This is a genomic window from Methylomonas sp. LW13 (genome assembly GCF_016865255.1).
In the GTDB taxonomy this organism is placed as follows: Bacteria; Pseudomonadota; Gammaproteobacteria; order Methylococcales; family Methylomonadaceae; genus Methylomonas.
Window position 1 is genome coordinate 3,314,150 of the sequence record NZ_CP033381.1, and the last position, 21,119, is coordinate 3,335,268.

The 21,119-nt window shown below is 50.0% G+C and carries 21 protein-coding genes and 1 pseudogene; 19 read left to right on the forward strand and 3 right to left on the reverse strand.

The window, feature by feature from the left end:
• Nucleotides 1-7: 7 nt before the first annotated feature.
• From traL to traN, 14 genes are all read left to right on the forward strand, one after another.
• Nucleotides 8-289 carry a type IV conjugative transfer system protein TraL gene (gene traL / locus JL719_RS14950; protein ID WP_033159426.1) on the forward strand — a complete coding sequence of 94 codons (282 nt, stop codon included), beginning with the start codon at nucleotides 8-10 and terminating at the stop codon, nucleotides 287-289.
• Nucleotides 286-897: a TraE/TraK family type IV conjugative transfer system protein gene (locus JL719_RS14955; protein WP_033159425.1), complete on the forward strand. Its 612-nt coding sequence runs from the start codon at nucleotides 286-288 to the stop codon at nucleotides 895-897. The genes traL and JL719_RS14955 overlap by 4 nt, the downstream gene beginning before the upstream one ends.
• Nucleotides 894-1,853 (forward strand): type-F conjugative transfer system secretin TraK, encoded by a 960-nt coding sequence (locus tag JL719_RS14960; RefSeq protein WP_051670523.1) that lies wholly within the window; start codon nucleotides 894-896, stop codon nucleotides 1,851-1,853. The genes JL719_RS14955 and JL719_RS14960 overlap by 4 nt, the downstream gene beginning before the upstream one ends.
• Nucleotides 1,853-3,232: a TraB/VirB10 family protein gene (locus JL719_RS14965; protein ID WP_033159625.1), complete on the forward strand. Its 1,380-nt coding sequence runs from the start codon at nucleotides 1,853-1,855 to the stop codon at nucleotides 3,230-3,232. The genes JL719_RS14960 and JL719_RS14965 overlap by 1 nt, the downstream gene beginning before the upstream one ends.
• A gap of 27 nt (nucleotides 3,233-3,259) precedes the next feature.
• Nucleotides 3,260-4,084 (forward strand): DsbC family protein, encoded by an 825-nt coding sequence (locus JL719_RS14970; protein WP_129871403.1) that lies wholly within the window; start codon nucleotides 3,260-3,262, stop codon nucleotides 4,082-4,084.
• Entirely contained in the window at nucleotides 4,081-4,593 is a 513-nt protein-coding gene (locus tag JL719_RS14975) for a TraV family lipoprotein (protein WP_033159626.1), read from the forward strand. Before JL719_RS14970 ends, JL719_RS14975 begins: the two co-directional genes overlap by 4 nt.
• A gap of 135 nt (nucleotides 4,594-4,728) precedes the next feature.
• A complete protein-coding gene (gene traA / locus JL719_RS14980; RefSeq protein ID WP_033159627.1) occupies nucleotides 4,729-5,028 on the forward strand; it encodes a TraA family conjugative transfer protein in 300 nt (99 codons plus the stop codon).
• Nucleotides 5,029-5,041: 13 nt separating this feature from the next.
• Nucleotides 5,042-5,299 (forward strand): RRXRR domain-containing protein, encoded by a 258-nt coding sequence (locus tag JL719_RS14985; protein ID WP_033159628.1) that lies wholly within the window; start codon nucleotides 5,042-5,044, stop codon nucleotides 5,297-5,299.
• Nucleotides 5,296-7,710, forward strand: a complete 2,415-nt coding sequence (gene traC / locus JL719_RS14990) for a type IV secretion system protein TraC (protein ID WP_033159629.1) — start codon at nucleotides 5,296-5,298, stop codon at nucleotides 7,708-7,710. Before JL719_RS14985 ends, traC begins: the two co-directional genes overlap by 4 nt.
• Nucleotides 7,700-8,017, forward strand: coding sequence for a hypothetical protein (locus tag JL719_RS14995; protein WP_033159630.1), 318 nt, complete (start codon nucleotides 7,700-7,702; stop codon nucleotides 8,015-8,017). Before traC ends, JL719_RS14995 begins: the two co-directional genes overlap by 11 nt.
• Nucleotides 7,995-8,561, forward strand: coding sequence for a signal peptidase I (lepB, locus tag JL719_RS15000; RefSeq protein WP_033159631.1), 567 nt, complete (start codon nucleotides 7,995-7,997; stop codon nucleotides 8,559-8,561). Before JL719_RS14995 ends, lepB begins: the two co-directional genes overlap by 23 nt.
• Nucleotides 8,548-9,756: a TrbC family F-type conjugative pilus assembly protein gene (locus JL719_RS15005; protein ID WP_165385960.1), complete on the forward strand. Its 1,209-nt coding sequence runs from the start codon at nucleotides 8,548-8,550 to the stop codon at nucleotides 9,754-9,756. The genes lepB and JL719_RS15005 overlap by 14 nt, the downstream gene beginning before the upstream one ends.
• Nucleotides 9,753-10,784 carry a TraU family protein gene (locus JL719_RS15010; protein ID WP_129871421.1) on the forward strand — a complete coding sequence of 344 codons (1,032 nt, stop codon included), beginning with the start codon at nucleotides 9,753-9,755 and terminating at the stop codon, nucleotides 10,782-10,784. Before JL719_RS15005 ends, JL719_RS15010 begins: the two co-directional genes overlap by 4 nt.
• 4 nt (nucleotides 10,785-10,788) lie before the next feature.
• Complete coding sequence (gene traN / locus JL719_RS15015; protein ID WP_129871422.1) at nucleotides 10,789-13,566, forward strand: conjugal transfer mating pair stabilization protein TraN; 2,778 nt, start codon at nucleotides 10,789-10,791, stop codon at nucleotides 13,564-13,566.
• A gap of 12 nt (nucleotides 13,567-13,578) precedes the next feature.
• On the opposite strand, the pseudogene JL719_RS15020 reads toward traN, so the two are convergent.
• A pseudogene (locus JL719_RS15020) lies at nucleotides 13,579-13,728 on the reverse strand (HU family DNA-binding protein); the annotation flags it as partial.
• A gap of 255 nt (nucleotides 13,729-13,983) precedes the next feature.
• Here JL719_RS15020 and JL719_RS15025 point away from each other — a divergent pair.
• From JL719_RS15025 to JL719_RS15045, 5 genes are all read left to right on the forward strand, one after another.
• The gene (locus tag JL719_RS15025; protein ID WP_033159476.1) at nucleotides 13,984-14,913 is read left to right on the forward strand and encodes a hypothetical protein; all 930 of its coding nucleotides are present in this window, start codon (nucleotides 13,984-13,986) and stop codon (nucleotides 14,911-14,913) included.
• Complete coding sequence (gene dbpB, locus JL719_RS15030; protein ID WP_033159477.1) at nucleotides 14,913-16,034, forward strand: DGQHR domain-containing protein DpdB; 1,122 nt, start codon at nucleotides 14,913-14,915, stop codon at nucleotides 16,032-16,034. Before JL719_RS15025 ends, dbpB (JL719_RS15030) begins: the two co-directional genes overlap by 1 nt.
• Nucleotides 16,031-17,308, forward strand: coding sequence for a tRNA-guanine transglycosylase DpdA (gene dpdA, locus JL719_RS15035; RefSeq protein WP_033159478.1), 1,278 nt, complete (start codon nucleotides 16,031-16,033; stop codon nucleotides 17,306-17,308). Before dbpB (JL719_RS15030) ends, dpdA begins: the two co-directional genes overlap by 4 nt.
• Nucleotides 17,301-18,380: a DGQHR domain-containing protein DpdB gene (dbpB, locus tag JL719_RS15040; RefSeq protein ID WP_033159479.1), complete on the forward strand. Its 1,080-nt coding sequence runs from the start codon at nucleotides 17,301-17,303 to the stop codon at nucleotides 18,378-18,380. Before dpdA ends, dbpB (JL719_RS15040) begins: the two co-directional genes overlap by 8 nt.
• Nucleotides 18,381-18,616: 236 nt before the next feature.
• Nucleotides 18,617-18,949, forward strand: a complete 333-nt coding sequence (locus tag JL719_RS15045) for an H-NS histone family protein (RefSeq protein WP_033159480.1) — start codon at nucleotides 18,617-18,619, stop codon at nucleotides 18,947-18,949.
• Between the two features lie 61 nt (nucleotides 18,950-19,010).
• On the opposite strand, the gene JL719_RS15050 is transcribed toward JL719_RS15045, so the two are convergent.
• The gene (locus tag JL719_RS15050; RefSeq protein WP_033159481.1) at nucleotides 19,011-20,186 is read right to left on the reverse strand and encodes a DGQHR domain-containing protein; all 1,176 of its coding nucleotides are present in this window, start codon (nucleotides 20,184-20,186) and stop codon (nucleotides 19,011-19,013) included.
• Nucleotides 20,186-21,100, reverse strand: a complete 915-nt coding sequence (locus tag JL719_RS15055; protein WP_033159482.1) for an HNH endonuclease — start codon at nucleotides 21,098-21,100, stop codon at nucleotides 20,186-20,188. The genes JL719_RS15050 and JL719_RS15055 overlap by 1 nt, the downstream gene beginning before the upstream one ends.
• Between the last annotated feature and the right edge of the window lie 19 nt (nucleotides 21,101-21,119).

Consider the following 21,119-nt stretch of genomic DNA (forward strand, 5'->3'; position numbering starts at 1 on the left):
GGTCATTATGGAACCCGTTGCCATCCCCCAATCGATCGACGATCCGATCCATATTTTATTGTGGAGCGCCGACGAGATCGTACCCTTCATGGTCAGCATGCTCACCGGCATGTTGATCGACCAGTTCATTCCCGGCCTGGCGCTGGGGTTGATTGCGGTCAAGTTTTACCGGCGTTTCCGCGATAACCGACCTGACGGTTACACCTTACATGCGTTGTATTGGCTGGGTTTGTTGCCCAGTCGCGCGCAGACCATCCCCAATCCTTATATCCGCCAGTTTCTGCCATGAAATGGGCGGAGTTTCTGCAAACCTGGGACGGGCACGAGACCGAGAACCGGTTTAGCCGCGTCGTCATCATTGGATTGCTCGTCGTTTGTGTGACTACCTCGCTGGCCGCCTGGCGCACCGAACGTAGCATCATCCTGGTGCCGCCGACCTTGACCCAGGAAGTCGAAGTCACCCGCAGCCAGGCATCCAGTGAGTTCAAAGAGTCCTGGGGTTTATTCCTGGCCGAACTCCTCGGCAACACCACGCCGGCCAATGCCGATTTTCTGAAAACTGCGGTTGAGCCACTATTGGCGCCGGATATTTACCGCAGTGTCCTGGATGCCATGAGCGATCAAATCAAGGCCATCAAGATGGATCGGGTGGCAATCAGCTTCACGCCTCGTCATGTCGATTACGAAGCCGAAACCAATAAAGTCTTCGTCAGCGGCGAACTGAAAAGCCAAGGTCCCAGTTCCAAACCGGACGTGAAGCCTCGTACTTACGAATTCATCATCGTCATTAAAAACTATCGGCCCCGATTGGAATACATCGATGTGTATCCGGATACCCCCAGAACGCTGGCTCGTTTGAAATCTACGCAAGGCCAACCGCATGAGGCTCAACCATGAAACGATTATTGCACCCCTGGTTATTTCTTTGCTTCGCCAATGGTGCCTTGGCCGCCGGTGAGTTACCGGTGACGATATTACCACCGGTCACCACCGTGGCCGAAGAGTCACCCGCATCGCCATCACAGCCCGACTTTGGCATTGAGTTACCGCCGGTTGATGCCAGCGTCTTGAAAGCCGCCAAACAGCAAGCGGCAGCGTCAAACGCAGCATCAACCACATCAATCGGTCCCCAGCATATTGCGGTTAAACCCGGCATCAACGAACTGATGCCGATTGCGGTCGGCCACTTGAATCGGCTGGTCACGCCGTTCGAACATCCAGTGGTCACGACAACCAGTCAGGCGACAACCAGCACTAAAGACAAAATCGTTTACGTCGCTACCGCCGACGAAACGCCGGTGACCTTATACATCACCCCCGGCGACAACCAGGACATCGCGCTGTCGCTCACCCTGATTCCCAAACGCATTCCGGCACGGGAAATTCACCTTGATCTGGACAAGGACAGCTATCAGTTGCTGAATCAATGGCAGCGCGCCGATAGCGCGAGTCGGACTTCCAGCCAACAGGAACAAGCTTACATCAGCCAACTGAAAACGCTGTTTCGGGATTTGGGGTTGCAAAAGACCCCAGCGGGTTATTCGTTACGCGAACCCAAGCCGCAGGAACAGATTCGCTGCCTGCAAGACCGTGTGCAGATCAAAACCGGTCAAGTACTGGAAGGTCAGGATCGGCTGATTCTGGTGGGACTCGCCAAGAATACCGGCGGCGACATGCTCGAATTCGACGAACGCAGTTGTGCAACGACACAACAAGACGTACTCGCCGTATCGGTCTGGCCCAACGTAGTGTTGAAGCCGCAGGAAGCCACCGAGTTGTATGTCGTGGTCCGCCAATCGCCTGAGGCATCGTCCACATTGCGGCCTTCGTTACTGAGCGGAGGACAGCCCTAATGGCCAGCGTCGATAACTGGTGGCTCCGATTGAGTCCGGTTGCCAAACGCAATCTGGCCGTCGGCGGCATTGGTACCGCGCTGTTAGCCCTTATCATCGCGCTGGCCACCATCACCCCGGAAGTCAGCAAACCGCTCAGCAAACAGGCTACCATCCAACACATCCTGACCGACAGCGATCCGCGCTCGCTGGGCATCGACGGCATTTCCGCGCAATTGCGCGATCTGCTGCAGAGGAACGACGAGCAAGCCCGCCGACTAGCGGCGATCGAGGAACAGCAACGCCGCGAGCAGCAGTCCGACGAAATCCGCTTCAAACAATGGACCAGCGCCGAGCGCGACGCCTATGAAGCCAAGCTTCAAGCGGTCACCGGTGAAGTTGAGACGTTGAAGAACAAAGCGTCTACACCGGCAGTGGCTGGCAACCCTGGCGACGCCAATCAACCTGCTGTGGAGCCAACGGCACCGGGAAGACCGTCATACCGCCGCCCGAGTAATCCGCCGTTCGACAACGGGCAAGACGATCTCAACCGAGTGTTCGAGCAAGCCGCTATTCCTGCACCGACTGCTAGCAATACCGGCGTCTCAGGAGCACGAGCCAATAGCCAAGCGCCGGCGGCGATGCAGATTCGTGTCATCCGGGAAGGCGCCGAGCAGTCCAATGGTAAAGACAAAGACCCAGCTCCAAACTCTGAGCGAGGCCGTTCGAACCGCGATCATGCCAGCAGCGATGTTTTCATCCCGGCCGGCAGTATTTTAACCGGGGTATTGTTGAACGGTCTCGATGCCCCTACTGGCAAAAAAGCCAAGAAAGAACCCATGCCGGTACTGTTCCGGATCAAGAAGGAAGCCATTCTGCCCAACCGTTTCCACGCCGATGTGCGCGAGTGCTTTCTGCTGGCCGCGGGCTTCGGCGACCTGAGTGCCGAGCGCGCCTACTTTCGCGGCGAGACCTTTTCCTGCGTACGTCAGGATGGTGGCGTGATCGAAGTACCGATGAATGCGTATGCCACCGGCGAAGACGGCAAAAACGGTGTGCGCGGTCGCGTGGTTTCTAAGCAAGGTGCCCTACTCGCTCAATCCATGATGGCAGGCTTTTTACGCGGCTTTTCCGATGCCTTCGGTCGTAACCAAATTCCCGTATTGATGACTGGTGGCCTGGGGGCTCTATCCGGCACCACACCGTTCCAAAGCGCCTTTTCCTCGCAGTCGATGGAAGGCGGTGCCTTGAAAGGCGCGGGCTATGCAATGGAGCGTCTGTCGCACTTTTACATGGACATGGCCGAGGAGATTTACCCGGTCATCGAAGTCGACGCTACCCGCCAGGTCAACTTCATCGTGCAGAAAGGCACGGCCCTGAAGCTGAAGATGCCGAGCTGATTCTTTAACCCAAACCCAAAGGTCGTTATGACGCTACGCCACATTCCTTTATTACTGGCCATGCTATTCGGTACATCCATTGCCCTGGCTGCCAACCCTCAAAAGCCTGCGGTCTCGGATATTACCGCCGGCTTGCTATCGATCAAAATCGACGGCATGCAGGACTTGCCGATCTCGGGCCTGAAGATGGTCAAGTCCGGCGAGCAGACGTTGTTTATCTCCAGTAACGGCCGCTTTGCTTTTTACGGCGGCAAATTGATGGACATCTGGACCCAACAGGAAATCAAGGAATTGGCTGATATCGACAAAATCGCCAATCGCATCGACCTGTCGCGGATGAAACTCAAGTCCGACGATTTGGGCGCCGTGACCGTCGGCCACGGTAAAGCCCAGGTATTGGTGTTCATCGATCCGCGTTGCCCTTATTGCGGCAAAGTTATGAAAGAGCTGCAATCCTTGCAAGACCAGTACACCTTCAAACTGGTCATGGTCCCCATCCTCGGCCCCGAGTCGCAAAACCTCGTCGTGCAACTGGCGTGTCAGTTGGGAGCCAGCGATACCAAAGCCAAAGATGCCGTGCGCGACCGACTGTTGAAACAGGATTACGCCGGCTTGCCGACCGAACCGCCCGCTCAGTGCAACAAAGAGCCACTGCAGAAAGCCGTCGTCACCGCCAAGTTGTTCGATTTGAAAGGCGTGCCGTTTCTGATCGCTCCGGACGGTCGCACCCACAGTGGCGCACCCGAGGTGTTAGCCGATTGGTTAGCCGATAAACCGAAACGGTCGCCCAGTCTGGCAACAACGCCCGATACAAACGCACAAAACACAAACGCCACGGAGAAAAAGCCATGAAACGCTTTCATCAGTTTTCTATTTATAGACTCAGTGTACTGCTGATCGCCATCACCACCGGCTGCGCCACCGACTACGGCTGTAAAGGCATGCCGGACGAGCCCAGCTGTCTGTCGACGACGCAGGCCTACCAGGTCACCAATACAGCGATTTCGGAAACACCTCCGGAAAATAGCCAGGGTTCGGAATCATTAACTAAACCGGCACTCGTACCGCCGTTACAACAACCCGTGCCCAAGATCGACGATCCCACGCCGATTCGTACCCCATCGCAGGTCATGCGCATCTGGATTGCGCCTTGGGAAGATGCCGACGGAGATTTGATGGTGTCCAACTACGTCTACACCGAACTGGAACCCCGGCGTTGGATGATCGGCAAAGCAGCATCGACAGCCAGTTCGTCGTTGATTCCCTTACAAGTCGAACAACGCTTACCCGAGAAACGGCCGACCATTGACGCCAGTGATGACGACAACCCGTCATCCCGACTCGGCAAGCCATTGCCTTGATGGGTCACAACCCATTTAACCGCAGGTCCCACAACCCCTGCGAGAGTGAGCGGGCGACCGCTTAACAAGTGCCGGAATTGATCTTCCGAGATTCGACGGGCAACCGTCTATTTCTTAACACTCGAGGTCATTTGAATGAAGTCGTCCACTCGAACCGGGGTCTTGCTGGCCCTGGCATCGTTATTTTTTATGTTGATGGCATCCGACGCCATGGCCGGTGCCGGCGGTACCGAGTTCAACAACGTCTGGACCTTGCTGACCGGCTGGGTGGAAGGCTTGCTTGGCCGCATCATCGCTATCGTGTTCGTCATCGTCGGCCTGGTCGCCGGTGTCGTGCGCGGCAGCATCATGGGCTTTGTGCTGGGGATTGCCAGCGGGGTCGGCCTGTTTGCGGCACCGACCATTATCACCAACATCGTGACGGCCACGATTTAGGCCTGGAATAACGATGACCGGTTCAACTATTGATACCGAGAAAGCGGCGGGCAACCGCCGCCCTTGCACATTGGCGAAGGATAAGCGGACCGTCAAGGTCCAAGCAGCCAATGGTCAGCCGATCAACCCATGTCATCCGGCTAGAGCCCGGCAGTTGAAACGCAAAAAGCGTGCGGTTCGCGTTTGTCGACAGCCCTTTACGATTCGCCTGCGTGCCGAGCATCAAACCGAAGCCATGCAACACCTGTATTTCGAGGATCAGACCCCATGACCACCGCGCAACGCCAACGTGCCGATCAGTTATTCACGGTACTGGCTTATGAATATGACCATCATCTGTTTCTGATGGCTGATAGCAGCATTGGCTTTGGTTTTCTGTGCCGACCGCTGACCGGTGCCGATGCCAGCGTCTCCGCGCGCGTCAACGTGTTGCTAAACCAGGACTGGCCGACTGACACCTTGTTGCAGGTGAGCCTTTGGACTTCGCCGGACATCGAAGAATCGCTGGCCATCATGCAAACGCGGCGTCTGAAACAGCAAAAGCAGACCTATAAAACTATGACCCAAGCCAGTATCGATTTCTTGCGGCGCGGTACAACCAAAGCCCCGGAAGCGATATCGGGAGCACGCTTGCGGCGCAGCCATATTCTGGTCACGGTCAAACTGCCGATGGCCTATCCCAGACCAAGTGAACAAGACATCCGTCGAGCCAGCGAATTGCAAATGGCCACCCAGCAATCGCTGTCGACCATCGGCATGCATCCGGAACTATTGGGCGCCGATCAGTATGTGCGCATCCTGAATACGCTACTCAACTGGCAGCCCGATGCCGGCTGGAAAGATCGTGTGGTACCCGAGTGCGATCCGACCCAGTTGATCCGCGATCAATTGCTGGATTACGACAACGCCCTCGAACTCGATGAAAAAGGTCTGTGGCTGGGACATAAGCGCGTCAAGACCTTGTCCGCCAAACGCACCCCCGATCATTTTTACTTCGGCAGCGCCAAAAGTTATTTAGGCGACATTCTGTCTGGTACCCGTGGCATCCGCCAGAATACTTTGCTCAGTCTGACCTTGCATTACCCCGATGCCGAATCCACGCGAACCCGTCAGGAAGGCGTGCGGCAATTTATCACCAATCAGGTCAATACACCGATTGCCCGGTTTTTGCCAGTGTTGGTCCAACGCAAACACCATTTCGACGTGTTGTTCGATGCCTACCGCGACGGCGACCGGCCGATTCGGGCTTATTTTGGTGTACTGCTGTTTTGCGACGAAGCCGAAGAAGCGGCGGCCGTTTCGAATGCGCGGGTGTATTTCCGGGAGCTGGGTTTTCAACTGTTGGAAGACAAGTATTTTTGCCTGCCGTTTTTTCTGAATTGTTTGCCGTTTGGTCCTGAGCGCTCGGCCATTGCTGATTTGAAACGCTACCGCACGCTGGCTACCCGGCATGCCATTCCGTTATTGCCATTGTTCGGTGATTGGGCCGGCACCGGGACGCCGACCTTGAATTTCGTCTCCCGTAACGGCGAACACATGGCTGTGTCGCTGTTCGATACCACCGGCAACTACAACCTGTGTATCGCCGCCGAATCAGGTAAAGGCAAATCCTTCCTGACCAACGAAATCATCGTCAGCTACCTGACCGAAGGCGCGCAAATCTGGGCCATCGATGTCGGCCGCTCCTATGAAAACCTCTGCGAGGTGCTGGAAGGCGATTTCGTCAAATTCACCCACGGCTCCGGCATCTGCATGAACCCGTTTGAAATCGTGCAAAACTTCGAGGAAGAAGCCGACATGTTAGCCGGATTGGTGAGCCAGATGGCCGCACCAACCGAGAAATTGACCGATTTCCAGACGGCTGGTCTGAAGCGGATATTAAAACAACTCTGGACCGAAAAGGCTCAGGCCATGTCCGTCGACGACATTGCAAAATGCCTGTGTGCCGAAACCGATCAACGCTTGAAGGATGTCGGCGAGCAGCTTTTTCCATTCACCACTAAAGGCGAATACGGCCGCTACTTCAACGGCAAGAACAATGCCAAATTCGCCAACGACTTTACCGTACTGGAACTGGAGGAACTCAAGGGTCGCAAGCATCTGCAACAAGTCGTGTTGCTGCAACTGATCTACCAAATCCAGCAGGAAATGTATCTGGGCGAACGCAACCGGCCCAAGATCGTGATTATCGACGAAGCTTGGGATTTGCTCACCGAAGGCGATGTCGCCAAATTCATGGAACACGGGTACCGCCGGTTTCGGAAATACGGCGGTGCAGCAGTCACCATCACCCAATCGGTGAACGACTTATATCGTAATGCCGCAGGGCGAGCCATTGTCGAGAACTCCGCCAATATGTACTTGCTCGGTCAAAAAGCCGAAGTCATCGAAGGCATGAAGCAAGATCGGCGCTTGCCGTTGTCGGATGGCGGCTATGAACTCTTAAAAACTGTCCACACGCTGCCAGGTGCCTATTCGGAAATCTTCTTCATCACCGAGATGGGTTCCGGTATCGGACGGCTGATCGTCGATCCGTTCAAACGCATTCTTTTCTCGACCAAACCCGAAGACGTCAACGCCTTGAAGCAATTGCGCCGGCAAGGTTTGAGTCTGGGCGATGCCATTCAACAACTCATCGACAGCCGTAGAAGCAAACCGAGGGAGACTGGTTATGGATCTTAAATCGCAATGGCTCAGCACCGTTTTAATCGCGGCTTGTTTGGGCGGCATGGGCGGTTGGCTGGCTGCGCAACAGCAACTTCAACAGCCATTGGCACGCCTGAATCTGGTTACGCCGGTGTTCGTGCTCGACCGTGCCAAATTGATTCAATCGATACCGCCCAATGCCAGTCAGGAGCAGATGGCGAAAATCGTCGATGACTGGCAGGGTCAAGCCAAAAAGCTCAGTGACGCAGGCTATCTGGTGATAGATTCGACGGCGGTGGTGGCCGCACCGGAGGATGTCTATGTTCGACAAACCGGACGCTAAGCCTATGAATACCCCCGGGTTCCATTCGCCATCGTCGCCCCGCTTCACTCGCCCGCGTTTAGGCCGTTTTCTGCTCAAGGCGATACCGATTTTGTTGCTGGTGTTAGCCGTGGAACGTTACCTCGGCCAACGCTTTCTGATCGGCGGCGATGACCAGGTCGATCGCTGCCTGCCGGATAAATGGATATACCTGATCGACACGCACAACAAGGACATCTGGCGCGGCGATTTGATTGCCTTTCGCGCCGAGCGCATGGCGCCTTTTTTTAAGGACGGCCAGATCATTGTCAAAATCGCCGCCGGCGTCACGGGTGATAGCATTCACGTTGATCCGCAGCACACCATGATCAACGGTGAACGGATCATCGACGGTTTGCCGCTGACGGAGAAACTCAACAAGCCGGCTGCCCGTTTTAACCGCCATGAAACCATCCCACCGGCTGCCTATTGGGTGACCGGGCAAACCGACAAAAGCTTCGATTCACGTTACTGGGGCTATGTCTACGATCATCAAGTGATTGGACGGGCCTATGCGTTGTTTTGATTGGTCTCAACATCCTTGGTGTCAATCGACGATCTGTTTGCTCTGTTGGTTCAGTTTGCATACGGTTCAGGCAGAGGAAGCTTGGCTGCAACGTTCTCAGGCTATTTTGCAGACATTGGAAGGCCAGCCTCGTCCTGACTGGTTGAACGGTCAATCTGAACAGTTGGGCGTGAAACGCCAGGCGCAACAATTGTTGGAAGCCTCACAGGTGATCCAAACAGAGGCGCTATCGACACGATCGACAACAGTGGCAAGCGGTCTGCCAACAACCCGTTCGAACAAACCACTTACCTTGTTGTTTGTGTCCTTCTCGCTGGGTGACTCAGCACTGAAAAGCATCTTCGAAGAGGCGGCAGGCCGGGACGATGTGTTACTGGTGTTTCGCGGCCCCAAACCCGGCCAAAAGCTACCGGCCTTGATGGCAGACCTCAAACGCTTGCTGAAAGGTATTGATCCTCTGCCCAACATCATCATCGATCCCACCCGTTTTCAACGCTGGTCGGTTTCATCTGTGCCAGACATCGTCGTCGAACAGGACGATAAAGCCCGTTTACACGTTCGAGGTGTCAGCAGTCTGTCATGGTTGGACGAGCAAATCAAAGCCGGCAAACAAGGTGATTTGGGCGCCTTGGGCGATGTTGGCGAAATTACCGAAATCGACTTGCTTGAAGAGATCAAACGCCGGATGGCCGCCATCGATTGGAAGCAAAAGCAACAACAAGCCATCGCTCGGTTCTGGGAACAGCAGAAATTTGAAGACTTACCCACGGCTCAGGCCGATCGCGACCGCATCGTAGATTTGACCATCACCGCCTCACGCGATCTAGTTGCTCCCAACGGTCAGCTGATTATCCATGCCGGACAAACCGTCAATCCGTTGGACAAGATGCCGTTTGGCTTATGCCTGAAGGTATTCGATGCCACGGTGCCGGCTCAAGTCGAGTTGATTCAGTGTCAGTCCTGCCAGAATAAACAGGCTCGGGTGATGTATCTGGCCACGGCTCTGCCGCGCCAGTCCGGGTGGGATAGTTTGCAGCGTTTGGAAACTGCGCTTCAGGCACCGGTGTATTTATTGACACCGGATGTGCGCAGCCGCTTTCAATTACAGCAGGTACCGGCGATTGTCGAACAAGTCGGTAACCAGTTAGTGGTTCGTGAACGAAAACTGCCTGCCTCAACAGGAGAGCGGTCATGAATCTGTGGATTTTGCCTTGGACTTTGGGAGTGTTGGTGACGTTGGCTACCCCGGTCTATTCCGAAACCACCACCAATAGCGTCGACCCATTGTGCTCGGACGCCGAGCTGTGGTCCGGCAACCTGATTACCGATATTTGTTGGAGCTGCTTGTTTCCGATTCGTGCAGCCGGGGCATCGTTGGGCGGCGGCAACGTACCGAGCATCGCCACCGACGAGAAGTTCTGTTTTTGCACCGATCCGATGGGCATTCCGGAGCTGGGCATGACCATGGGCCTTTGGAACCCGGCCCGGCTGATTGAGATTGTCCGCAATCCCCGGTGTTCACCGTCGCTGGGCGGACATAAATTCAGCGCCTCGAATGTGCGCTTAATCGCCACTACCGGCAAAGCCGATTTCGATGCCAGCGAAATGTCCTTTTTTAACTACCACTACTTTGCGTTTCCATTGACCATTTTGCTGGACCTATTCTGGGATGGTCGCTGCAACACTGATGGCTACCGGGATTTTGATTTGCTATATGTCTCGGAACTGGACCCGACCTGGAACAACGATTTATTGGCGTTCTTCACCAATCCGGAAACGGCGTTGTTCGCCAATCCGGTGGCCATCTCCGCGTGCGTCGCGGATGCTGCGGCGGCCGCCACTGGCAATCCTTTGGATGCCTTGTTCTGGTGTGCCGGCGCATGGGGCCATATGTATCCCTTATCCGGCATTTCGCCGACCAGTTACGGCACCGATCCCAGGATTACCAGTTTGTTGGCCACGCGCGCCACGGCCTCCTTGCATCGCCGTGGGCTGGCCTGGAAAACCTCGGGCAATGATGCTTTATGCGGCGGCTATATCTATCCTTTCATCCCCAAGTCGCAATACCGGCTATCGATGTTTTATCCGGTCGCCGAAACAGAGTCCAATCATGTAATTGGCGAAACCACGTTCAAATGGGGGGCGGGACGCACGTATCCGGGGCCGGGTGAAGATCATCTATACATCCTATTTAGGTGGCAAGATTGCTGTGTTGGTTTATGAGGCGATGAGACAATTCTTTGATCCCCAAACATTTGTTACGCAAATCCTGTCAGCGGTGCTGTGCGTCACGCTGGCCTGGACACCGTTTGGTGTGTCCTGGGCCGATGCGATTCAGGCGGCCGGGCGTGATGGCCAACAACTCGGTCAGCAAGTCCTCGATGGTTTTGCGTTTCCGCTCGATACCGGCAACGGCACGCTAACCTTGAATCCGGGGACTGCTCAGGAAAGTGCCATATCGATTGGCACCTTGTTTCCGGATACTAACAGCGCTACGACCACGGCCCAGGACTTTGCCGATCTCTATGGCAACAACCCCGGCACACTGGCGGCGGGGTTAAACGCGCAGACCGCCCTGAACGGCGAAACCAGCTTCACCGGCGAAGCCTATCGCACCTTGATCGACAATGCCCACCAGTCGCATCCGGATTTACAAGCCGATCCGATCTGGCACAACGGCGATCAGGTAATCAGCGACTTCACGCCTTGGGCACAGTCGTTCTCGGACTGTACCACTGTGACCACGCAAACGGCGACTAGCCATTCAGTACAAATACCTGATTATCAATTGTGTCTGCGGCAACCAACCGTGCCGCAGAGTTGCACGGCGACGCATCAGGTCAGTGTCGTACCGTTACTCAGTTTTGTATCCGGTGACGGCGGCATATCCAATTGCGGGCCGGGCTGCATGGATTTGTATGTCGGTCGGGTCGGCGACAACTATTGGTCGTCCGGATGCGCGGTGTTTACCTGGCAAGTGACCTATAACGTCCTGCATCCGGAAGCGATTGTCAGCGCTACATTGGAGGACGTGGAGTTCGACGACCATGCTCGGGTGTATTACGGCGGCAACCTGATTTATACCGGTTCCACCGGCTGGGGCGGCGCTTGCGAGCTCAGCAATAGCTGGGTCGATCATCCCAATCGCGACGTCACCTACGCCTTCAACAGCGCGGGCAATAAAGTCTTCAAACAAGACACGATGGTCGGCGGTAATGGCGAGGGCTATTCGCGAATACGACTGCGTTATGACTTGTCGAAACTGATCACCCAGGACGAATGGAGCTGGAGTGGGCCGAATTGCCAAAACTTGGCCAATGCGATCACCGACGGCATTTGCCAAGCCGGTAGCCAATTGAGTTGCACGAACGATCCGGCCAATGCCTCGGGTTGTTATGTCGACCCAACTTCACAGGTCATGGTCTGTGGCTCGGATTTGGCGCAAGTCCCGGTGGCTAGTTCGACAGGGATTCGTAATACCTGTATGAGTATCCAGGCGGCCGGAAACTGCGATTTGAATCAGTACGGTCAATGCTGGACCGATACCGCCGGTACCCACTGTTTAGAACCGCTGGCGAACGGAATACCCAACAAAACCTGCGCGTCGTTGGAAACCCAAGGCTGCTCGTTCATCAAAAGCCAATGTACCAGTGTACTGGCCTCAGGTACCTGCTGGGATAGCATCGATACCTACGACTGCGGACAAACCGTTGGCATTCCCGGCATTCAAAGCAATACTCAACAGCAATGCGCCGGGCCGATCCGCTGCATGGGCGAAGACTGCATCAGCGTGAATCGCACGCAAAGCCAGGATTTCACCAAGGCGGTGGCCTTACTCAACAGCGCCCAGCAAATGGCGATGGATTTGCATTGCGATTACGCCAATGCCGATCTGCAGCAAAAGGATCCGACCACCTGCCAGGTATTCCAAGGCAAGCCGGCCAGTTGCAAAATGGTCGGTGGCGCACTCAGTCTGGTCGATTGCTGCGAAACGCCCTCGGGTGCGATGGGACTGGGACGTTACATTGATTTATTGATCGCCACCAGTCAGATGGACAGCGCGGTGATGGCCATGGACAGTACCTCGGCGATTCGAGGCGCCTGGGAAACCATGCGTACCCCGTTCACGTTGGCCGGCGATGCCTGGAACAGTTTTCAGGCGGATTTTGCCTCGACAGTGAATGACTTGGTCGGCACCGACATGCTCAGCACTAGCGACATTGCCTCGCAAGGCTTGCTCGACTCGCTCAAAGGCGAATTGATGAAGTCGGTGGCGGAATGGATAGGCCAGACCTTTGGTGAAGCGGCCGGCAATGCGCTGTTCAGTGCCGGCGGCCAGGCGGCCTTCGATTCGGCGGGTAATCTCACACCTGCTGCGGAATCCGGTGGTGTCGAATTGGGCGGCGGTGCCGCGGTTGCCGGCGAACTGCTCAGCACCTTGATGACAGCCTATACGGTGGTGATGATCATCATCATGATCATCCAGATCGTCTATTCCTGCGAGGAACCGGAGTATGAACTGGCTGCCAAGAAACAACTGAAAGTCTGCACGGACCTCGGTACCTATTGCGAAAGCAAGGTAGCTGGCGTGTGTTGGGTGCGCAAGGAGAGCTATTGCTGCTATAACTCGCCGTTAGCGCGCATCCTCAACGAACAAATCAAACCGCAATTAGGGATGGATTTCGGCACGCCGGAAATTCCAAGTTGTACCGGCATCAAAGTCGGGGACCTGGACCGCGTGGATTGGACCCAAGTCAATCTCGACGAATGGTTGGCCATTCTGGCACAGACAGGGCATTTGCCGTCCGCCGCCAATGCCGCGTCCATGCTGAATCTCGATCAACTCACCGGGTCGGGCAGCCGACTCAATCCACAGAAATACGGCGCAGCCTCCAGCGGACGACAAGACACTTTAACCCGCACCCAAGGCCGGATGACCGATCTGGACGTACCCACGGTCAAGCGGCAATCGGAACAGGAAGGCTGGGGCATGGGGCCGCAATGAACGGCCTAAACTTTACTGAACCGCGTCTTTCAAGCCCTTGCCGGCTTTGAACGAAGGCAATTTGGCGGCGGCAATGGTAATCGCTTCGCCGGTTTGTGGATTGGGGCCAGTACGCTCGGCACGCTCTTTCACTTCGAAGGTACCGAAGCCCACCAGCACGATCTATCGGTTGTATTAGGTATGTATTAGTCATGTCGGTGTCTTATAGGTTCTAAAAAAAACGGTTCTCCTTAGTCTAGGTAGCCCCCTGCAATCCCAAACATCTGTCCATCACTCCTCATTTTCTAAAGCGCCACTCATCATCATTACACAATTAACTGTACGCTTTTTGTTGACTTTATGATGTCTTTACTTACAATTAACTGCATGCAATAAATATTTTTATCTAAAAATAAATACATCAATTATTTTTGAAAAATGCTTAAGGAAAAGACATTAATCATTACAAACTGCACAAATAGAAAACGACTGGAGCCACCTCCAGAGTGCAGTATTGGTCAGTACGATCCTGGCAATGTTGACGAACTAGCAGGTAGGTGGTTAACGCAATTAGCAAAGGTTGATAAGAAAACTTCCGCTGAATGGCTTTACTGTGGACGTGTGTTCGCCGAAGTCAAAAGTGCAACAACTCTGTTGAATGCTAAGCTACTTGTGGCCTCAGCAGGACTTGGATTAATAGAGGCGTCAAACGAAGTTCCAACCTACAGTTCGACAATCTCTAAAGGGAATGGCGATTATGTACTTGATAAATTGATTGAAGGAAGTGTGTCTGATTGGTGGGATGCATTGAATCGCAAGAGTCCCTTTTCTGTGGCTTTAAATACCCGGCCATATGAACTGGTGTTGATCGCAATGTCTTATCCATATTTCAAGTTGATCCAAAATCAACTCATTGCGCTTAATGACACGGAAAAATCAAAGTTGAGGTTGTTTTTGAGAGTTAATAGAAGCGATGTTTCAAGTTGCCTGTTACCTTATTTGATGCCGTACGATGAGCGATTTGATGGACAAGAAGGACCAAATCGGGGAACGCTGAATGACTTTCCACAGCGTGCATTGAGGCACTTTGCTGAGTCTATTCTTCCAATTTCGTCAATTAACTCATCTGAAATTCACACTTTTTTAGTAGAAGAAGTTTTGAAAGAGTTACAACCTCACAAAAATGTTGCTGGCGTTAGGTTCTCGGATGAAGAAATGACTTGCCTTATTCAAGAGCAATGGTCTGAAAGCTTTACGTCACCAACAAAGATGCTAAGGTTTTTTAGAGACTCCTTAGGCATCGCTTGTGAGCAAAAAAGATTTCAACGACTTTTCCATAACGTAGCTAAGTTAATGGAGACGCGCTAATGCCTAAAGCAATAGAGCATATAGTTGTTCGAGCATTACATAGTACCCAAGGTAATAATGTCGACGTTTATTCTTTTTTTCTTTTTGGCTCCGATATAACAAAGGTCGCTGATATTTCTCGCGTTTGTAGGGAAGATGGTGAAATGCGGGGGTTCCAACGTAAAGAAATTCGTAGTCACGTTAACGCTATTGTTGAGTTCTTAAACAGTGGGCCAGTTTTATTTCCTAATGCCATCATATTAGCTCTCTCGAACGAAATTGAGTTTAAACAAACTCGAGGTCCGTCCCCTATAAACTTTATAGACGTTGCTCAGGCAGGAACACTATCGATTCCTATTTATCCTGAAGGTAAGCGTATAGCTTGGATTGTAGATGGCCAACAGCGATCATTGGCTTTGGCTAGATCAAAGAACAATGAAATCGCAATTCCAGTTGTAGGTTTCGTTTGTCCGGATATCGAAATCCAGCGCGAGCAGTTCATATTGGTTAACAAAGCGAAACCGCTTCCAACTCGGTTAATCAACGAACTACTTCCAGAGGTAAATATGGCTTTGCCTAAAGACCTGGCCGCAAGAAAGCTTCCTAGCGAATTATGCAATCTTCTAAATAAAGACCCACGCTCCCCATTTTACCGCTTGATCCGAAGAGAATCTGATTCTGAGAGTACCAATGCCATCGTAGTTGATTCCGCATTAATTGAAGCCTTTCGCCGAAATTTAAAACCTCCATTGGGAGCCCTTAGTCAATTCAAGATTTCTAACGATATTGATACTGAAGGAATGTATAGAACCCTAACCACGTACTGGTCTGCCGTGCGTGACGTTTTTCAAAACGCTTGGGGTAAGCCTCCCACTGAAAGCCGATTGATGCATTCTGCTGGAATTCGAGCATTGGGGGCATTAATGGATCAAATTATGTTGAGGGCGGATGGCTCTTCTAACCCAGAAGTTGAAGTACGTGATTCTTTGGAAAGGCTTGCCCCTCATTGTGCATGGACAGAAGGGACCTGGGCAGACCTTGGTTGGCGCTGGAATGAAGTCCAAAATACTGGACCACACATTACAAGATTAAGCGAGTTTCTTATCAGACTGGATAGAGAATTATCAAGGCGGGACCGATGAAATTTATCTTTGCTGACAGCATGGATATGGTTGATCCCGAGTATGATTTTTTGAACGATCGATCGAAACCTAGCCGTAAAGTATATTGGGACGATCGTTACCCACATGAAATGTTTAGCTCGGCACCTTACGATGGAGTCTTAGTATCCAGAGCAACTGTAGATGGCTTATATACAGACTCACAAGCAATGCGGTTCCGTAGAATTGGAGCACGAGAATTTCTGAGACTCGATCATCCCAAATTCAGTCATCTAGATATCTTTGGCGATTGTGGCGCATTCTCGTATGCGAAAGAAGAAGTACCACCATTTTCGCCAGAAAATATGCTGGAGTTTTACCATGATGGTCAGTTTTCTCATGGGTGCTCAGTTGACCACATTATTTTTGACTTCGATCCAACAGTAAAAGGTCTGGAAGGAGGGGGTGAAGACGCTCGGCGACGTTTTGATATAACGTTAGAAAACGCAGACGTTTTTTTGAAAGAAAGCAGAGCGCTAGGAAAAGGCTTCACTCCTCTAGGAGTTATTCAAGGTTGGTCTCCAGAGAGCATGGCTGAAGCTGCACGACGCTTGGTTTCTATGGGATATACATATCTAGCTGTAGGAGGGATGGTCCCACTAAAAGCAGCTCAAATTAAGATGTGTCTTGAGTCTATCCGCTCAACCATTCCTGCATCTACCCGGTTACATATCTTGGGGTTCGCAAAAGCCGATGAGATCTCGACTTTTACACCTTATAACATCACTAGCTTTGATACCACGTCCCCTTTAATTCGGGCATTTAAAGATAATAAACAGAACTATTACGTCCGCACAGGCGATGTTTCTTTACGCTATTTCACAGCAATTCGTGTACCTCAAGCAATTGAGAACCAACGATTGTTACGACTAATTAAGCGAGGAGTCTTTCGTTCGGAAGATTTAGTCAAGCTGGAAAAAAATGCACTTCTTCATCTAAGAGCATATGACGAAGGACTTGCTGAATTAGAAGAAACCCTTGAAGCCGTCATGTTGTACAGCTCTCCTCTTATGCTGGAGAAACCTTATGACGAAGTAAAGCACACCAATAAAATTACTACGTTAAAGGCACAATACCTCGAAACGCTCACTGAAAAACCTTGGAAAAAGTGTCCGTGTCCAATTTGTCAGGATAGTTCTATTGAGGTAATGATTTTTCGTGCTAGCAATAGAAATAGGCGACGTGGAATGCATAATCTCCAAGTATATAAAGGGATAATTGATACCCTAAACAAACAAGGCTCACTAAATGGATAAAATATCGTTCTTAGCAATTCGCGCACAACAAAGCCCTAACCATACAGTTGTTTCTTTTGCTGCAAGTGCGGAAGATCTTTTACGCTTTGCATCTATCGAAAGAATTGGCCGAGATTCAGAAGGTCATCTTAGTGGGTTTCAACGCCCACAAATTGCTTCGCATATTAGAGAAATTCGCGATTATCTTGAAAAAGCTGAAGCAGTTCTACCCAACCCCATTGTAGTTGCTTTTACTGATGGCATTACGATCGAACCATTGGATGGAAACGTCTGCCGAATATTGATAGAAACTTCAGATATTCCACCAGGACTTGTTGTAGATGGTCAACAAAGATTGAGCGCACTAAGCCAAATTGAAAACAAGGATTTTCAAGTTTTCGTTTCGGCACTGATTTGTAAAGACGATGCAGAATTAAGAAGACAATTTGTATTGATTAACAATACAAAACCACTTCCAAAATCACTTATTTACGAATTGTTGCCCACAGTAGATGGACTCCCTCACAGACTAGACGCGCGCACTTTTGCGGCCGATTTAACAGCACGCCTTAATTATGACCCTAACTCGTCACTGAAAGGATTAATTCGTCAGCAAACCAATCCAAATGGTTTTATTGCAGACACTTCAATTCAGCGAGTGGTCATGAACTCGGTTAACGATGGCATGATGCGCGAATTTATAAAAGAAAATGACGGTGCCGAGCGTTGTTTTGATCTGATTAGCGAATTTTATCGAGCAGTTCAAAAAGTATTTGCAAATGAATGGAACGGACATACTCCAAAGACATCGCGATTAGTTCACGGTGCAGGTATTGTTTCACTAGGCTACGTTATGGAAATACTGGCATTGCTTGATGGAGCAAGAAATTGGGAAGATTTCGCAAAAGGTATGGGATGTTTATCTGGACGTACCGCATGGACGCACGGTGAGTGGAAATTGGCGGAAAATGATATACGCCATTGGAAAGCCATTCAAAATATAAATAAAGATATCGTCTCCCTCACTCATTATCTTACTTCTATTGTCAGATCAGATCTACGCTCAAGACGTACTGATGTGATTACTTCTTGAAATTGTTGATATTTAAAAATGGCGAGAGTGCCAACCTTTAAAGAATATTCAAAAATCGATAAATTATATTCGTGGTGCTATGGATGTGGCTCATGTCATTCTTGTGACATACATTCCAGAGGTTATAGAGCCTTTCGTGAGCCCAAAGGATAAGACTATATCAACTCGGTTATAAAATTTGATATAGTTCGCACCACTGAACGACGTTGACTAAAGCAATAGGAGTTCGATGAGTTATGAGTTTTGATAGCGATCTTTCAAATCTATCAGAAAAGGAACTTAAGGATTTAATAAACACTGCCAGACAAATTCTAAATCAACGTTTAGAAGAGAAACGTCAGGATGGAATAGAAAAGATCAGAGAAATAGCAGATAGAATTGGAATTCAGGTTGAAATTATTATGCCAAGCAAACAGAAAATATATGGCAAAAGAAAATCAATAATTAAATATAAAGACCCGCATAACCCACACAACACCTGGACTGGCAAAGGTCGTATTCCAAGGTGGTTGAATGCACACATTAACCAAGGGCATTCTATTCAATTATTTAAGATCTCATCTGAATAACACTGGAGATCAAAAAACTAAATCTATAGGTGGTTCGAATGGATTCTTATTATATTTTTAATTAACGAGCCAATACGTCTACCCCTTCGTACCAGGGTTTGCCATCGGAAATATTTCCATATATGCTTTGTAAACTTGCAACAATTTGATCACGACCAGCGCGAGTATCGTAACTCGTGCTTTTCCATTCTGATGTCCAAAAATCTGCATTTATCCCTTCAAGTATATCCTTCGTATATTCTGCAACCTTATCTGGATCAGCCATGCTAAATTTTGTATGTTTATTTATTGACATCGAACGCAACTCACGCACCAGAAACTCTGTTAAACAAACGATGCCAACCTTATCTAAAAGTTTATTCCCTTTATTATTGTTAAAAATGGACTTCCACTCAGTAGAAATCACGTTCCAAATGGTAATAAAAAACTCGTCAATACTTTCGTTATCATCTAGATCTCCAACGCCAAGAGATTTGATAAATCCAATTGCCGCCTCTATGGCTGCTGGCATTACAAAACCTTCATTATTAGCCTTGTCACCGTCATAAGACATATTGTTTGGCCATTTAATCAAACCTTTAAAAGGACTTTCGGAGTCCTTGTCCATAACACCAACGGAACCGACATTGTCATTGAGACTCAACCGAGCATCTTTCAAGCGGTCTGTTAATCTAGCAGTATTATAATTTAAATTAAGAGCCCTAATGTGATCAACTGATACTTTAGCTACCTTGTTATTAATTACTAAAAATTGAAAAGCTTTTTCATCAGCATCTGCATCGAGGAGTGCCACAACATTTACGCAAGTTTGACAATCATATGCTTCGATACCTTTTAGTCTGTGTTGTCCGTCTATTACCAGTCCTGGCTTTTCAGAATCAGAAATGTTGTTAGGTAGATTGATTTTCAAAACAGCTAATCCAGAATCCGTAATAACCCTGTCTTGATCCTGCTGTTCATCAATAGAGACAAAAGTTATATCAATATTATCTAATGTCAATATAACTGCTGTTGGTATTGTGTTTCTTGGTTCACGTTCAAGAAATCTCTTAATACCTAGAATTCGGGTTCTTTTGGGATCACGCTGAATTGCTGCCGGATCGTTCTTACTTAATCGTTGAATAGCCGCCCATTGCAAAATCTCTGATACTTTAGCACGAAATAAGCAAAATCTAGGCGAATTGGAAGTATTTCGCTGACTATAAACAAAGACTGGATAATGAAAAGAGTTGCTCATTATAAATCCTCTAAATATATCCCTGACTCTTGAAAATCATGAACTCTTAAATTAAAAAAATCAGCAGTGTCGAAGGCATCTACTAAATGAATTCGTTGAAGTCTAGGACCAACCGAAAGATATGCATTTTTTAATGTGGAGCCATTCTTTCTCGCATAAGAAATGGCAACTCTCATATGTAACCCGATTTTAAGTTCACAAGGATGATTATCATCGCATATAAATTCAGACTTACCTTCAAACTTTGGAAAAATAGATTGCAAGGGAACCCACTCCCAGGAAGCTATGCTCGATTTTGCTCTGTTGCAATAGGGGCATGATGGCAATAAATTTTCTTCAATTGAATTTCCTCCATATGTATGTGGCCAGAGATGTTCGTATTCAAGATAATGCGGATTAGGAATTAATTTCCCTGTTGCATTATCCGTTATCATATCTGCCTTATCATCCGGATGTAGATCAATGCCGCATGAATAACAATTGAAAATTTTCTTACAATTCTTGATGACTTTGCCTTTCTCTCGTGCATTAGGTGTTTTGCTAGAGTCACTTGCCGCATTTGCTGCTTCGAGTGCCAATTGAGCAAGTTTTGAGAATGAAGAACACGTGGCTTTTGAAATGCCAAGAGTTTCAATCGCAAATGATTCAATTGCCCGGTTACTCTGCTGAGGACAATCTATATATTCTTTCCGATACCATTTTGCAGCTTGCAACAACCTGCCAAAACAGTGCAATACGATTGCGCCTTCAGTGAATCGCATAAAATCGCGACCTCGAATAATATCGGAAATTGAGTCATTATAGAGATGTTCGAGCGCTCTAAATTCGCCTACGTTTTTAACTAAAAAATGAAAGAGTTTTTCACCGTCCGTTGTGGCTTTCCAATTACCAACAAGCCTATCTGAAATTGCCATTACTTACCTTGGAAAGTGT